Here is a 13,774-nt window from a genome sequence, read left to right on the forward strand (position 1 = left end):
AGGGGTTGCGCATGCGGGGTTGTGGGATCTCTCTTTCACAGTCTGCCGGCTGTGGGACGAGTCAGAAACCGTTGATGTAGGCGAAGGACATGCGAAAGGTCCGGCGTAGAGGGTAAGACCCCCGTAGCTGAAACATCAACGGCTCGTTTGAGAGACACCCAAGTAGCACGGGGCCCGAGAAATCCCGTGTGAATCTGGCGGGACCACCCGCTAAGCCTAAATATTCCCTGGTGACCGATAGCGGATAGTACCGTGAGGGAATGGTGAAAAGTACCGCGGGAGCGGAGTGAAATAGTACCTGAAACCGTGTGCCTACAAGCCGTGGGAGCGTCGCTGTATGTGCTTGCACATGCAGTCGTGACTGCGTGCCTTTTGAAGAATGAGCCTGCGAGTTAGCGGTGTGTAGCGAGGTTAACCCGTGTGGGGAAGCCGTAGCGAAAGCGAGTCCGAACAGGGCGTTTGAGTTGCACGCTCTAGACCCGAAGCGGAGTGATCTAGCCATGGGCAGGTTGAAGCGGAGGTAAGACTTCGTGGAGGACCGAACCCACCAGGGTTGAAAACCTGGGGGATGACCTGTGGTTAGGGGTGAAAGGCCAATCAAACTCCGTGATAGCTGGTTCTCCCCGAAATGCATTTAGGTGCAGCGTCGTGTGTTTCTTGCCGGAGGTAGAGCACTGGATAGGCGATGGGCCCTACCGGGTTACTGACCTTAGCCAAACTCCGAATGCCGGTAAGTGAGAGCACGGCAGTGAGACTGTGGGGGATAAGCTCCATGGTCGAGAGGGAAACAGCCCAGAGCATCGACTAAGGCCCCTAAGCGTACGCTAAGTGGGAAAGGATGTGGAGTCGCAGAGACAACCAGGAGGTTGGCTTAGAAGCAGCCACCCTTGAAAGAGTGCGTAATAGCTCACTGGTCAAGTGATTCCGCGCCGACAATGTAGCGGGGCTCAAGCGTACCGCCGAAGTCGTGTCATTCATACACATAGGGCCAACGCCCGTATGGATGGGTAGGGGAGCGTCGTGTGCCGGGTGAAGCAGCCGCGGAAGCGAGTTGTGGACGGTTCACGAGTGAGAATGCAGGCATGAGTAGCGATACACACGTGAGAAACGTGTGCGCCGATTGACTAAGGGTTCCTGGGTCAAGCTGATCTGCCCAGGGTAAGTCGGGACCTAAGGCGAGGCCGACAGGCGTAGTCGATGGACAACCGGTTGATATTCCGGTACCCGCTTTGAAACGCCCAGTACTGAATCAGGCGATGCTAAGTCCGTGAAGCCGGCCCGATCTCTTCGGAGTTGAGGGTAGTGGTGGAGCCGATGAACCAGACTTGTAGTAGGTAAGCGATGGGGTGACGCAGGAAGGTAGTCCAGCCCGGGCGGTGGTTGTCCCGGGGTAAGGGTGTAGCCCGTGTGGTAGGTAAATCCGTCACACATTTAAGGGTGAGACCTGATGCCGAGCCGATTGTGGTGAAGTGGATGATCCTATGCTGTCGAGAAAAGCCTCTAGCGAGTTTCATGGCGGCCCGTACCCTAAACCGACTCAGGTGGTCAGGTAGAGAATACCGAGGCGTTCGGGTGAACTATGGTTAAGGAACTCGGCAAAATGCCCCCGTAACTTCGGGAGAAGGGGGGCCATCACTGGTGATAGCACTTGCTGCTTGAGCTGGGGGTGGCCGCAGAGACCAGCGAGAAGCGACTGTTTACTAAAAACACAGGTCCGTGCGAAGCCGTAAGGCGATGTATACGGACTGACGCCTGCCCGGTGCTGGAACGTTAAGGGGACCGGTTAGCTGCTCTTCGGGGTGGCGAAGCTGAGAACTTAAGCGCCAGTAAACGGCGGTGGTAACTATAACCATCCTAAGGTAGCGAAATTCCTTGTCGGGTAAGTTCCGACCTGCACGAATGGCGTAACGACTTCTCGACTGTCTCAACCATAGGCCCGGTGAAATTGCACTACGAGTAAAGATGCTCGTTTCGCGCAGCAGGACGGAAAGACCCCGGGACCTTTACTATAGTTTGATATTGGTGTTCGGTTCGGCTTGTGTAGGATAGGTGGGAGACTTTGAAGCGGCCACGCCAGTGGTTGTGGAGTCGTCGTTGAAATACCACTCTGGTCGTGCTGGATGTCTAACCTGGGTCCGTGATCCGGATCAGGGACAGTGTCTGATGGGTAGTTTAACTGGGGCGGTTGCCTCCTAAAGAGTAACGGAGGCGCCCAAAGGTTCCCTCAGCCTGGTTGGCAATCAGGTGTTGAGTGTAAGTGCACAAGGGAGCTTGACTGTGAGACCGACGGGTCGAGCAGGGACGAAAGTCGGGACTAGTGATCCGGCAGTGGCTTGTGGAAGCGCTGTCGCTCAACGGATAAAAGGTACCCCGGGGATAACAGGCTGATCTTCCCCAAGAGTCCATATCGACGGGATGGTTTGGCACCTCGATGTCGGCTCGTCGCATCCTGGGGCTGGAGTCGGTCCCAAGGGTTGGGCTGTTCGCCCATTAAAGCGGTACGCGAGCTGGGTTTAGAACGTCGTGAGACAGTTCGGTCCCTATCCGCTGCGCGCGCAGGAATATTGAGAAGGGCTGTCCCTAGTACGAGAGGACCGGGACGGACGAACCTCTGGTGTGCCAGTTGTCCTGCCAAGGGCATGGCTGGTTGGCTACGTTCGGAAAGGATAACCGCTGAAAGCATCTAAGCGGGAAGCCTGCTTCGAGATGAGTATTCCCACCCTCTTGAAGGGTTAAGGCTCCCAGTAGACGACTGGGTTGATAGGCCAGATGTGGAAGCCCGGTAACGGGTGGAGCTGACTGGTACTAATAGGCCGAGGGCTTGTCCTCAGTTGCTCGCGTCCACTGTGTTAGTTCTGAAATAACGAACGGCCGTGTTTCATCCGGTGTTGGTTAATTTCATAGTGTTTCGGTGGTCATTGCGTTAGGGAAACGCCCGGTTACATTCCGAACCCGGAAGCTAAGCCTTTCAGCGCCGATGGTACTGCAGGGGGGACCCTGTGGGAGAGTAGGACGCCGCCGAACAATTTTTCCGGAAAAGCCCCGCACCTATGGTGCGGGGCTTTTCCGCGTTCCGGGCTTTTTCGTACCCTCCGCGTTTCACCCCCGTGCACCGGAGGAGGGAGGCTGAGGGTAGGGTCAGGGGGCATCATTGGCACGTTCTTCACAGGAGGCCCTCGGGTGGAGGTCCAGGAGACTCGGGTCCAGACGGACCGGGTCCTCACCATCCCCAACATCCTCAGCATGGCTCGCCTTGTCGGGGTACCTCTCTTCCTGTGGCTGATCCTTCGCCCCGTGTTCGGAGGGCCCAACAGCGATAACTGGGCGCTGCTGGTGCTGATGCTCAGCGGCATCAGCGACTACCTCGACGGGAAGCTCGCCCGCAAGTGGAACCAGATCAGCAGCCTCGGCCGGCTCCTGGACCCGGCGGCGGACCGCCTCTACATCCTTTCCACCCTGGTCGGACTCACCTGGCGTGAGATCTTGCCCCTCTGGGTCACCGCGGCCCTTCTCGCCCGGGAACTGATGCTTCTCGTGATGGTGGCCATCCTGCGACGTCACGGCTATCCGCCCCCGCAGGTCAACTTCCTCGGGAAGGCTGCGACGTTCAACCTGATGTACGCGTTCCCCTTGTTGCTGCTCAGCGACGGGAGTGGTTTGCTGGCAACACTGGCCGCCGTTTTCGGATGGGCGTTCGCAGGATGGGGTACAACGCTCTACTGGTGGGCAGGGATCCTCTACGTGGTTCAGGTCCGCCGTCTCGTGAAGGCGGACGCAGTAGCCGATTGAGCTCGTTGATGCGGTGCCGCGCAGTGTGGCCGGCCCGCGGCAGATGTTCTGAGTAATGCCCCGACGGGCGAACTCGGCTAACCGTCGTCTCTTCTAGGAGGACGTTTCCGACATGAAGGCCGTCGTGATGGCTGGCGGCGAAGGCACACGCCTTCGCCCCATGACCTCGAGCATGCCCAAGCCACTCCTGCCCGTGGCCAACAGGCCGATCATGGAGCACGTCCTGCGGCTGCTCAAGCGGCATGGGCTCAGCGAAACAGTAGTGACCGTCCAGTTCCTTGCCTCTCTCGTCAAGAATTATTTCGGGGACGGTGAAGAGCTCGGGATGGAGCTCACCTATGCGAACGAGGAGAAGCCACTCGGCACCGCGGGCAGCGTGAAGAACGCCGAGGAGGCGTTGAAGGACGACACGTTCCTCGTCATTTCCGGTGACGCGCTCACCGACTTCGACCTCACCGACCTCATCGCGTTCCACAAGGAAAAGGGCGGCCTCGTCACCGTCTGCCTGACCAGGGTTCCAAATCCGCTGGAATTCGGGATCACCATCGTGGACGAGAACGGTCAGGTCGAACGGTTCCTGGAGAAGCCGACCTGGGGCCAGGTCTTCTCGGACACAGTGAACACGGGCATCTACGTCATGGAGCCCGAGGTCTTCGACTACGTCCAGGCCGACACCTCCGTCGACTGGTCCGGTGACGTCTTCCCTCAGCTGATGAAGGAGGGCAAGCCCATCTACGGCTATATCGCCGAGGGCTACTGGGAGGACGTCGGCACACACGAGAGCTACGTCAAGGCCCAGGCCGACGTCCTGGAGCGCAAGGTCGACGTGGAGCTCGACGGCTTCGAGATCTCCCCCGGCGTGTGGGTCGCCGAAGGCGCGGAGGTCCATCCCGATGCCGTGCTGCGCGGGCCGCTGTACATCGGCGACTATGCCAAGGTCGAGGCGGACGCCGAGATCCGCGAGCACACGGTGGTGGGATCGAACGTCGTCGTCAAGACAGGCGCCTTCCTCCACAAGGCCGTGGTGCACGACAACGTCTACATCGGACAGCACAGCAACCTCCGGGGCTGCGTGGTCGGCAAGAACACCGACATCATGCGTGCGGCCCGGATCGAGGACGGTGCCGTCATCGGGGACGAATGCCTGGTCGGCGAGGAGTCGATCATCCAGGGCAACGTGCGGGTGTACCCGTTCAAGACCATCGAGGCCGGCGCGTTCGTCAACACCTCGGTGATCTGGGAATCCCGCGGACAGGCACACCTCTTCGGAGCTCGCGGGGTCTCCGGGATCCTGAACGTCGAGATCACCCCCGAACTGGCCGTACGGCTGGCGGGCGCCTACGCCACGACCCTCAAGAAGGGCTCGACGGTCACGACCGCACGTGACCACTCCCGAGGCGCCCGCGCCCTCAAGCGGGCCGTCATCTCGGCCCTCCAGGCCAGTGCCATCGACGTCCGGGACCTGGAGAACGTACCGCTGCCCGTGGCCCGTCAGCAGACCGCCCGGGGCAGCGCCGGCGGCATCATGATCCGTACGTCGCCCGGGGTGCCCGACTCGGTGGACATCATGTTCATCGACGAGCGGGGCGCGGACCTCTCGCAGGCGCAGCAGCGCAAGCTCGACCGGGTCTACGCGCGCCAGGAGTACCGTAGGGCCTTCCCCGGAGAGATCGGCGACCTGCACTTCCCGTCCAGCGTGTTCGACTCGTACACCGGGTCCCTGCTGCGGAACGTCGACGTCGAGGGCATCGCGGAGTCGGGGCTCAAGGTCGTCGTCGACGCCTCCAACGGCAGCGCCGGGCTTGTACTGCCCAGCCTCCTTGGGCGGCTCGGCGTGGACGCACTGACGATCAACCCCGGACTCGACGAATCGCGGCCCACCGAGTCCGCCGACACCCGGCGGGCCGGTCTGGTGCGGCTGGGGGAGATCGTGTCCTCCGCTCGGGCGGCCTTCGGGGTGCGGTTCGACCCGGTGGGTGAGCGGCTCTCCCTCGTCGACGAACTGGGCCGGATCATCGAGGACGACCGGGCCCTGCTGGTCCTCCTCGATCTTGTCGCCGCCGAGCGGCGCAGCGGTCGTGTCGCCCTGCCCGTGACGACCACGCGCGTCGCCGAGCAGGTGGCGGCCTACCACGGCACCCAGGTGGAGTGGACGACCACCTCGCCCGACGACCTGACCCGGGTGGGCCGTGAAGAGGACACCATCTTCGGAGGAGACGGGCGCGGAGGGTTCATCGTTCCCGAATTCAGCAGCGTCTTCGACGGGAGCGCCGCATTCGTCCGGCTCATCGGGCTCGTCGCGCGCACCCAGCTCACCCTGAGTCAGATCGACGCCCGTATTCCCCGGGCGCATGTCCTGCGCCGCGACCTGGCGACGCCCTGGGCCGTCAAGGGGCTTGTCATGCGGAGGGTCGTCGAAGCGGCAGGTGACCGCAGCGTGGACACCACGGACGGGGTCCGCGTGGTCGAGTCGGACGGGCGGTGGATCATGGTGCTGCCCGACCGGGCGGAGGCCGTCACCCATCTGTGGGCGGAAGGCCCGGACGACGCCTCGGCGCAGGCTCTGCTCGACGAGTGGGCCTCGGTGGTGGACAGCGCGGGCGACTGATGTGATGGCGGTGCGCCGCGACACCCCGGGCAGGGGGCCGCGGCGCACCGGTGGGGCCATTCGGCGGCAGCCGTGATGACGTGCGACGATGTGCGGCATGTCGCAGCAGTCCCCCGATCGGAGCACCGCCTCGCCGCCCGCCCGCCCCGACGCCTCCATGTCGCTGCTGAACAACGTGATGGACCACAGCCTCGACGACGGGTACGCGGAGGCCTCGGCGCGGCGCAAGGCCGACGGGAGCGCGGGGCTGCCGCGTACGCTCAAGTCGAAGCTCGGCCTGGCCGCCGGACTGGTGGTGGCCTCCCTGGTGGTCACCCTGGGCGCCGCCGAGGCGCGGATCTCGGCGCCGGTCGTCGCCAAGGAGCGCGAAGAGCTGATCGACCGGATCAACGCGGAGACGCGGGCGGCGGACACGCTGGAGTCGGAGGTCGACACGCTCCGCTCCGATGTGAGTGAACGTCAGCGCAAGGCCCTTGAGCGGCACGGCGGGGACCAGGGGGAGCTGGTGGCACTGCTGGCCGGAGCGACTCCGGTCGAGGGTCCCGGCGTGAAGCTGATCGTCGACGATGCGAAGAACACCGACCAGGGCGGCGGGGGGCCACGCGAGTCGTCGGGCTTCGCCGACACCGGACGGGTGCGCGACCGGGACATGCAGCGCGTCGTCAACGGTCTGTGGGAGTCCGGGGCCGAGGCCGTCGCCATCAATGGGCAAAGGCTGACGGCACTGTCGGCCATCCGGGCCGCCGGCGACGCCATACTGGTCGACAACAGACCGCTCGTACCGCCGTACACGGTGCTCGCGGTAGGGAACGGGAAGAAGCTCGCGACCGCGTTCCGGAGCAGCGCCGACGGCCAGTACCTGCAGGCGCTCAAGGAGAGCTTCGACATCCGCACCAGCATCTCCGATCAGGCGAAGGTGCGGCTTCCGGCCGCGCCGAGCCTGATCGTCCGTACAGCAGAGCCGAAGGCCGCCGGCAGTGGTGCGGCAGACACAGGGAAGGGCACATCGTGATCGCCGTACTGGGCCTCGTCGTGGGAGTCGTGGTCGGACTGTTGGTCCGGCCCGAGGTGCCGGCGGTGGTCGAGCCCTACCTGCCGATCGCGGTCGTCGCCGCGCTGGACGCCGTCTTCGGCGGTCTGCGGGCCATGCTCGACGGCATCTTCGTCGACAAGGTCTTCGTGGTCTCCTTCCTCTCCAACGTCGTGGTGGCCGCGCTGATCGTCTTCCTCGGCGACAAACTGGGAGTCGGCGCCCAGCTCTCCACGGGTGTGGTGGTCGTGCTAGGCATCCGGATCTTCTCCAACGCCGCCGCGATCCGCCGGCACGTCTTCCGGGCTTGAGGCCGATGAACAACGACGAGAATCCCCGCAGCGAACAGCCCGAGGACGGCGCGCCCGCTGTCCCGGAGGCCCCCGCGCCGCCGCCCGCGGCCAAGGAGGTGTCCGGTCGGCAGCGGCTCAGGGCCGGGCTGTGGCCGCCCCGGCTGAGCCGGGCCCAACTCATCGTCGCCGTGCTGCTGTTCGGGCTCGGTCTGGGGCTCGCGATCCAGGTGCGGTCCACCAATGACGACAGTGCGCTGCGCGGCGCCCGGCAGGAGGACCTGGTCCGCATCCTCGACGAGGTCGACGACCGGACCCAGCGTCTGGAAGACGAGAAGCAGCGCCTGGACGATCAGCGTGCCGAGCTGGAGAACAGCTCCGACCAGGCAGAGGAGGCCCGGAAGCAGACGCTGGAGAAGGAACGCCAGCTGGGTATCCTCGCGGGCACCGTGGCGGCCGAGGGTCCCGGCATCACGCTGACGATCACGGATCCCTCGGGGGCGGTCGCGCCCGACATGCTGCTCGACGCCATTCAGGAACTGCGGGCGGCGGGGGCCGAGGCGATCGAGGTCAACGCTGTGCGGGTGGTGGCCAACACCTACTTCTCCGGGGACGGCGGGGATGTCCAGGTGGACGGCAGGAAGATCGAAGCACCGTACGAGTTCACGGTGATCGGCAAGCCGCAGGACCTGGAGCCCGCCCTCAACATCCCCGGCGGCGTGGTCCAGTCGCTGGAGAAGGAGCAGGCCACCGTACTCGTGGAGCGGTCCGACGACATCGTCGTGGACGCCTTGCGACCGGCGCAGCGGCCTGACTACGCTCGGTCGTCATCCCCGTGAGCCGGGCGAGTGCGATGGCCGGTGGACCGGGTCGGACGGTTGCGGGGGGTCGGCGCACCGGATTGGTGGTGCGTGGTGGAAACTGTCGGGTGGATACGGACGTTGTGAAGATGTCCGGGTCGGCAGGTGTGTTCAATCAGGGTTCGTCCTGCCCCACGGGCGGGTCTACGTCGGTCAAGGGGAATCGCCCGTGAAGTTTTTTGCGAAGTTGTTCGGGAAGAGTGCACGCGAGGACAGCAACAGCGCTGCCCGCCACCGCGCGCCGCGCCACGGTCAGGGCGAGGAGCAGGATGCGGAGCGTCCGCTCTTCCGCGACGAGGTGTCCGGCGCCGCGGGTGGTGACGGCGTGTCGTCTGTTGACCCTGCCGGTGCCGGACGCATAGGTTTCGGCGAACCATCAGCCTCGGGTACGGGTGGAGGATTCACCTCGGAGGGCTCGTCGATGCCGGTCTGTACGAGGTGCGGTCACCGTAACGCGGAGGCCAGCAGGTTCTGTTCCAACTGCGGCGCGCCGTTGCGGGGCGGTGTTCCCGAGCGTCCCTCGGAGACGACGTCCACGATCTCCATTTCCGGTCTCGAGGCGTACGAGGCTGAGGCGACGGGCCAGACAGCTCTGCCTTCGCTCTCTCCGGAGGCTCAGGCCGCGGTCGACGCGCTGCCCGGCGGTTCGGCGCTGCTGGTCGTGCGGCGCGGCCCGAATTCCGGGAGCCGCTTCCTCCTCGACAGCGACCTGACCACGGCCGGCCGTCACCCGCAGAGTGACATCTTTCTCGATGATGTGACCGTGTCGCGGCGTCATGTGGAGTTCCGCAGGAGCCCGGACGGTAGCTTCACCGTGGGTGATGTCGGCAGCCTCAACGGCACCTACGTCAACCGTGAGCGCATCGATTCGGTCCTGCTGTCCAACGGCGACGAAGTCCAGATCGGAAAGTACCGCCTGGTCTTCTATGCGAGCCCGCGGGGCGTGTGACCAGCCCTCGGACTCCGTCCGGGGGGGACCCCCAGGAAGGCCCATGCAGCGAACACCGACAGGCGGTGCTGGCCACGGCACCGCCACCGCGGAAGCGCGCCCGATGAGCATCGGAACGGTGCTCATCCAGCTGCGCGAAGAGTTTCCCGAAGTCACCATCTCCAAGATCCGGTTCCTGGAGGCCGAGGGGCTCATCGAGCCGCAGCGCACTCCTTCCGGATACCGGAAGTTCGCCCCGCGTGATGTGGAGCGCCTGGCGCAGGTACTCCGCATGCAGCGGGACCACTACCTGCCGCTGAAGGTCATTCGGGAGCACCTGGACGCACTGGCCCGGGGGGAGCAGCCGGTCCTGCCCTCGCCCGGCGACCGCCGGGACCTCACCGACGGGGTGTGGGAGGCCGGTCCCGGAGCGGCGACCGCCGCCCGGATCGGTCGGGCCGAGCTGCTCGCGGCGGCCGAGGTCGACGAGGACCGGCTGGCCGAATGGGAGTCCTACGGGCTCATCGTCCCGGCTTCCGAGGGCGGCTATGACGCCGAGATGGTGAATGTCGCCAAGCTGGTGGCGGACCTGGGGCGTTTCGGTCTGGAGCCGCGCCATCTTCGCGCCATGCGGGCCTCCGCCGACCGGGAGGCGGGGCTGGTGGAGCAGCTGGTCGCGCCCCTGCGCCGGCACCGTAATCCGCAGACCAGAGCCCATGCCGAGGCCACCGCGAACGAGCTCGCCGAGCTGTCCGTACGGCTGCACGCGGCACTCGTGCAGAGTGCTTTGCGCAGCCGTCTGCACTGACCTCGGCGGAGCCCGACTACCCAAACATGGCGAGCACGTCCTAGGGTTGCTGTGTGAACGAGCTTGACGTTGTCGGTGTCCGGGTGGAAATGCCCTCCAACCAACCGATCGTTCTCCTGCGTGAAGTGGGAGGCGACCGGTACCTCCCCATTTGGATCGGTCCTGGGGAGGCGACCGCGATTGCCTTCGCCCAGCAGGGCATGGCTCCCGCCAGGCCGCTGACCCATGACCTGTTCAAGGATGTGCTCGAGGCCGTGGGCCAGGAACTCACCGAGGTCCGCATCACGGACCTCCGCGAAGGGGTCTTCTACGCGGAGCTCGTCTTCGCCAGCGGAGTTGAGGTGAGCGCCCGGCCCTCCGACGCCATAGCGCTCGCCCTGCGGACCGGCACGCCGATCTACGGCAGTGACGGCGTGCTGGACGATGCGGGCATCGCGATCCCCGACGAGCAGGAGGACGAGGTGGAGAAGTTCCGCGAATTCCTCGACCAGATCTCTCCGGAGGACTTCGGTACGAACAGCCAGTGACCGTCCCGCAAGGGTGCCGTCAGCGCATCCGACAAGCCTTTCCCGGAAACGAGACACGGGAAACCACCCTCAGGGTGATTATCACTCGGCGTGCCGAGTGTGGCGATCGTTGACGCACCCCGAGTGACTGCCTACCTTCGAGTGGGCAGGTCAAGGACGGAGGTCGGCGTGAGAAGCAGCGGCGACGGTACGGTGGCGGGTGGGCCGTATCCGCAGCACGGCAGTGGAGCCGACCACGCCATCAGGCAGCCGGTTCAACCGGCAGCGGTGGCAGCGGGCGGCATGGCAGCGGCGAGCGATGCCGGCGACATCGGCTATCGCGGACCGACGGCGTGCGCGGCGGCGGGGATCACCTACCGCCAGCTGGACTACTGGGCACGAACGGGACTGGTCGAGCCCAGTGTGCGCCCGGCCTACGGGTCGGGGACCCAGCGTCTCTACAGTTTCCGGGACGTGGTCCTCCTCAAGATCGTCAAGCGGTTCCTGGACACCGGGGTCGCTCTGCAGAACATCCGCACCACGGTCCAGCATCTGCGGGCCCGCGGTTTCCAGGATCTCGAGCGGATGACGCTGATGAGCGACGGGGCCACGGTCTACGAGTGCTCATCGCCCGACGAGGTCGTCAGCCTGCTCCAGGGCGGGCAGGGGGTCTTCGGGATCGCCGTCGGTGTCGTCTGGCGGGATGTGGACGCGGCGCTCTCCCAGCTGCACGGCGAGCGGGTCGACACCGGCGAGACGCTCGTCGGACACAACCCCGCGGACGAGCTGGCGCGGCGCCGCAACCGCGCCGGCTGAACACCGCTCGACGCACGGGACGACGAACGGCACTGACGACGGGACGGTCCGGCGCTCCCAGGAGCGCCGGACCGTCCCGTTGTCAGTGCCGTAGGGCAGCATCGACGGTGTGAGACCCGCGCCCACCATCCTTCACCTGGACATGGACGCCTTCTACGCGTCGGCGGAGCAGGCGGCCAAGCCGAGCCTGCGTGGCAAGGCGGTCGTGGTGGGCGGCCTCGGCCCGCGCGGTGTGGTCGCCACCGCCTCGTACGAGGCTCGGCGCCTGGGCGTGCACTCGGCGATGCCCACCGCTCAGGCCCGGCGGCTCGCACCGAACGCGGCCTATCTGGTGCCCCGCTTCTCCCTGTACCGGACGGTGAGCGACCAGGTGATGGAGCTCCTGGGGCGGCTGTCGCCCCTGGTGGAGCCGCTCAGCCTGGACGAGGCCTTCGTGGACCTGGAGGCCGGCGGGACGGCGGACGACTCGGCGTCGGCCCGTGCGACGGGGGAGGGGCTGAGGGCGGCCATCCGGGCGGTGACCGGCCTCAGCGGATCCGTCGGGCTGGCCGGTTCCAAGATGCTCGCCAAGATCGCCTCCGAGGAGGCCAAGCCCGACGGGCTGCTCGTCATCGAGCCGGGCACCGAGCGCGAGCTGCTCGCCCCCATGTCCGTCCGCATCCTGCCGGGGGTCGGTCCGGCCACCGGGGACCATCTCAGACGCGCGGGGATGACCACCGTCCACGACCTGGCCGAGGCGGGCGAGGCGGAGCTCGTACGGCTGGTCGGCAAGGCTCACGGCCACGGGCTGTACCGGATGGCGCTGGGGCTCGACGACCGGCCGGTGGTCGCCGAGCGGGACGCCAAGTCCGTATCGGTGGAGGACACCTTCGACGTGGACCTGCACGACCGGGTGCGGGTGCGCGCCGAGGTGGAGCGGCTTGCCGTCCGGTGCGTGGAACGGCTGCGCGCCGCTGACCGGTCGGGCCGCACGGTGGTGCTGAAGGTGCGCCGCTACGACTTCTCCACGCTGACCCGCTCCGAGACCCTCAGAGGCCCCACGGACGACCCCACGGTGGTCCGTGGGGCGGCGGCGCGGCTGCTGGAGTCCGTCGACACCACGGGAGGCGTACGGCTCCTGGGGGTCGGCGTCACGGGGCTTGCCGACTTCACTCAGGAGGACCTGTTCGCCCAGGCCGCCGATGCCCGGGATCTTGTACGGCGGGCCGAGGAGGACCGGGTGCCGGCTGTGGAGGGCGGCGAGGAGGCCGTCCCGGAACCCGAGCCGGACGGGGCGGAGCTGCTCGCAGCCCGGCGCTGGCCCGCCGGACACGACGTGCACCACGAGGAGCACGGGCACGGCTGGGTGCAGGGGAGTGGGGTGGGCCGGGTCACCGTCCGGTTCGAGGAACCGTGGAGCGCACCCGGCCGGGTCCTCACATTCCGCGTCGACGATCCGATGCTGCGGCCCGCCGATCCGCTGCCGCTCGTCCGCGAGCCGGCCGGCTACTCCTCCTGGCCCGCCAGTTTGCCGAAGTCCCGGTCGGACGACGGACCCTCCGTGGGCGGGGAGTCCAGCCCGTAGTGGCGGTAGAGCTGTAGTTCCTGCTCGGGCGAGAGGTGACGGCCGACGCCGAAGTCCGGCGCGTCCTTGATCAACGCGCGGTCGAAGGGGACGCGGAGCACGTCCTCGACGAATTCGCTGGGTTCCAGGGGGACGAAGGCGTCCCTGCTGAACAGGCCGGTGCGGACGGCCGCCCACTCGGGCACGCCCGTCGCGTCGTCGAGATAGACCTCATCCACCGTTCCGATCTTGGCGCCCTTGCGATCGAATGCCTTGCGGCCGATCAGGCGGCGCGGATCGATATCGGTCTGCACGGTGCCTCCCACTGGTCGCAACTGCTCGGGGTGGTCCCTGTTGCTCCACCAGCACCACACAAGTGCAGATCCGTGGTGTCGGCCACTCGAGAGCTCCGGAGTATTGGCCGCTGGTAGGCTGGCAGTGGCTGCTGACCCCGTGCGGGAGAGTCCTCCGGTGCAGAATCCGGAGGCGCCGAAGGAGCAACTCCTCCCCGGAATCTCTCAGGCCCCCGTACCGCACGGTTGAGGTCACTCTGGAAAGCAGGGCGGTTCCGTGCGGGCGCAGGCTCGGACGGACTC

General features: G+C 66.1%; 11 protein-coding genes, 2 rRNA genes and 1 riboswitch. Of the genes, 12 read left to right on the forward strand and 1 reads right to left on the reverse strand.

All coding sequences use genetic code 11. From position 1 onward, the window contains the following. From B9S58_RS18825 to B9S58_RS18880, 12 genes are all read left to right on the forward strand, one after another. Positions 1-2,829, forward strand: a 23S ribosomal RNA gene (locus tag B9S58_RS18825); the annotation flags it as partial. A 78-nt stretch (positions 2,830-2,907) separates the two neighbouring features. Further along, positions 2,908-3,024: ribosomal RNA gene (rrf, locus tag B9S58_RS18830) — 5S ribosomal RNA — on the forward strand. Between the two features lie 156 nt (positions 3,025-3,180). Then, positions 3,181-3,789, forward strand: a complete 609-nt coding sequence (locus tag B9S58_RS18835) for a CDP-alcohol phosphatidyltransferase family protein (RefSeq protein WP_103533291.1) — start codon at positions 3,181-3,183, stop codon at positions 3,787-3,789. Positions 3,790-3,901: 112 nt separating this feature from the next. Then, a complete protein-coding gene (locus tag B9S58_RS18840) occupies positions 3,902-6,397 on the forward strand; it encodes a mannose-1-phosphate guanyltransferase (protein ID WP_103533292.1) in 2,496 nt (831 codons plus the stop codon). Between the two features lie 97 nt (positions 6,398-6,494). Continuing rightward, positions 6,495-7,409: a DUF881 domain-containing protein gene (locus tag B9S58_RS18845; protein WP_181009370.1), complete on the forward strand. Its 915-nt coding sequence runs from the start codon at positions 6,495-6,497 to the stop codon at positions 7,407-7,409. After that, on the forward strand, positions 7,406-7,738 hold the full coding sequence (locus B9S58_RS18850; protein ID WP_003970459.1) for a small basic family protein: 333 nt from the start codon (positions 7,406-7,408) through the stop codon (positions 7,736-7,738). The genes B9S58_RS18845 and B9S58_RS18850 overlap by 4 nt, the downstream gene beginning before the upstream one ends. A 5-nt stretch (positions 7,739-7,743) precedes the next feature. Continuing rightward, entirely contained in the window at positions 7,744-8,556 is an 813-nt protein-coding gene (locus B9S58_RS18855; RefSeq protein ID WP_103533294.1) for a DUF881 domain-containing protein, read from the forward strand. Between the two features lie 190 nt (positions 8,557-8,746). Continuing rightward, entirely contained in the window at positions 8,747-9,526 is a 780-nt protein-coding gene (locus tag B9S58_RS18860; protein WP_103533295.1) for an FHA domain-containing protein, read from the forward strand. A gap of 43 nt (positions 9,527-9,569) precedes the next feature. After that, positions 9,570-10,313: a MerR family transcriptional regulator gene (locus B9S58_RS18865; protein ID WP_103533296.1), complete on the forward strand. Its 744-nt coding sequence runs from the start codon at positions 9,570-9,572 to the stop codon at positions 10,311-10,313. Positions 10,314-10,366: 53 nt separating this feature from the next. Beyond that, positions 10,367-10,840, forward strand: coding sequence for a bifunctional nuclease family protein (locus B9S58_RS18870; RefSeq protein ID WP_006123076.1), 474 nt, complete (start codon positions 10,367-10,369; stop codon positions 10,838-10,840). A 168-nt stretch (positions 10,841-11,008) separates the two neighbouring features. Beyond that, positions 11,009-11,635, forward strand: coding sequence for a MerR family transcriptional regulator (locus tag B9S58_RS18875; protein WP_103533297.1), 627 nt, complete (start codon positions 11,009-11,011; stop codon positions 11,633-11,635). Positions 11,636-11,744: 109 nt separating this feature from the next. Next, positions 11,745-13,199 (forward strand): DNA polymerase IV, encoded by a 1,455-nt coding sequence (locus B9S58_RS18880; RefSeq protein ID WP_103533298.1) that lies wholly within the window; start codon positions 11,745-11,747, stop codon positions 13,197-13,199. On the opposite strand, the gene B9S58_RS18885 is transcribed toward B9S58_RS18880, so the two are convergent. Beyond that, complete coding sequence (locus B9S58_RS18885) at positions 13,121-13,492, reverse strand: PRC-barrel domain-containing protein (RefSeq protein WP_103533314.1); 372 nt, start codon at positions 13,490-13,492, stop codon at positions 13,121-13,123. The two genes, B9S58_RS18880 and B9S58_RS18885, sit on opposite strands and share 79 nt — an antisense overlap. 132 nt (positions 13,493-13,624) lie before the next feature. Continuing rightward, positions 13,625-13,722, forward strand: a riboswitch (glycine riboswitch). Positions 13,723-13,774: the final 52 nt, after the last annotated feature.

The organism is Streptomyces sp. SM11 (assembly GCF_002910905.1).
Taxonomy (GTDB): domain Bacteria; phylum Actinomycetota; class Actinomycetes; order Streptomycetales; family Streptomycetaceae; genus Streptomyces.

Coding starts and splice junctions, on each gene's coding strand:
- B9S58_RS18865 (WP_103533296.1), top strand. CDS start 9,570: ATGCAGCGAACACCGACAGGCGGTGCTGGCCACGGCACCGCCACCGCG.
- B9S58_RS18855 (WP_103533294.1), top strand. CDS start 7,744: ATGAACAACGACGAGAATCCCCGCAGCGAACAGCCCGAGGACGGCGCG.
- B9S58_RS18845 (WP_181009370.1), top strand. CDS start 6,495: ATGTCGCAGCAGTCCCCCGATCGGAGCACCGCCTCGCCGCCCGCCCGC.
- B9S58_RS18840 (WP_103533292.1), top strand. CDS start 3,902: ATGAAGGCCGTCGTGATGGCTGGCGGCGAAGGCACACGCCTTCGCCCC.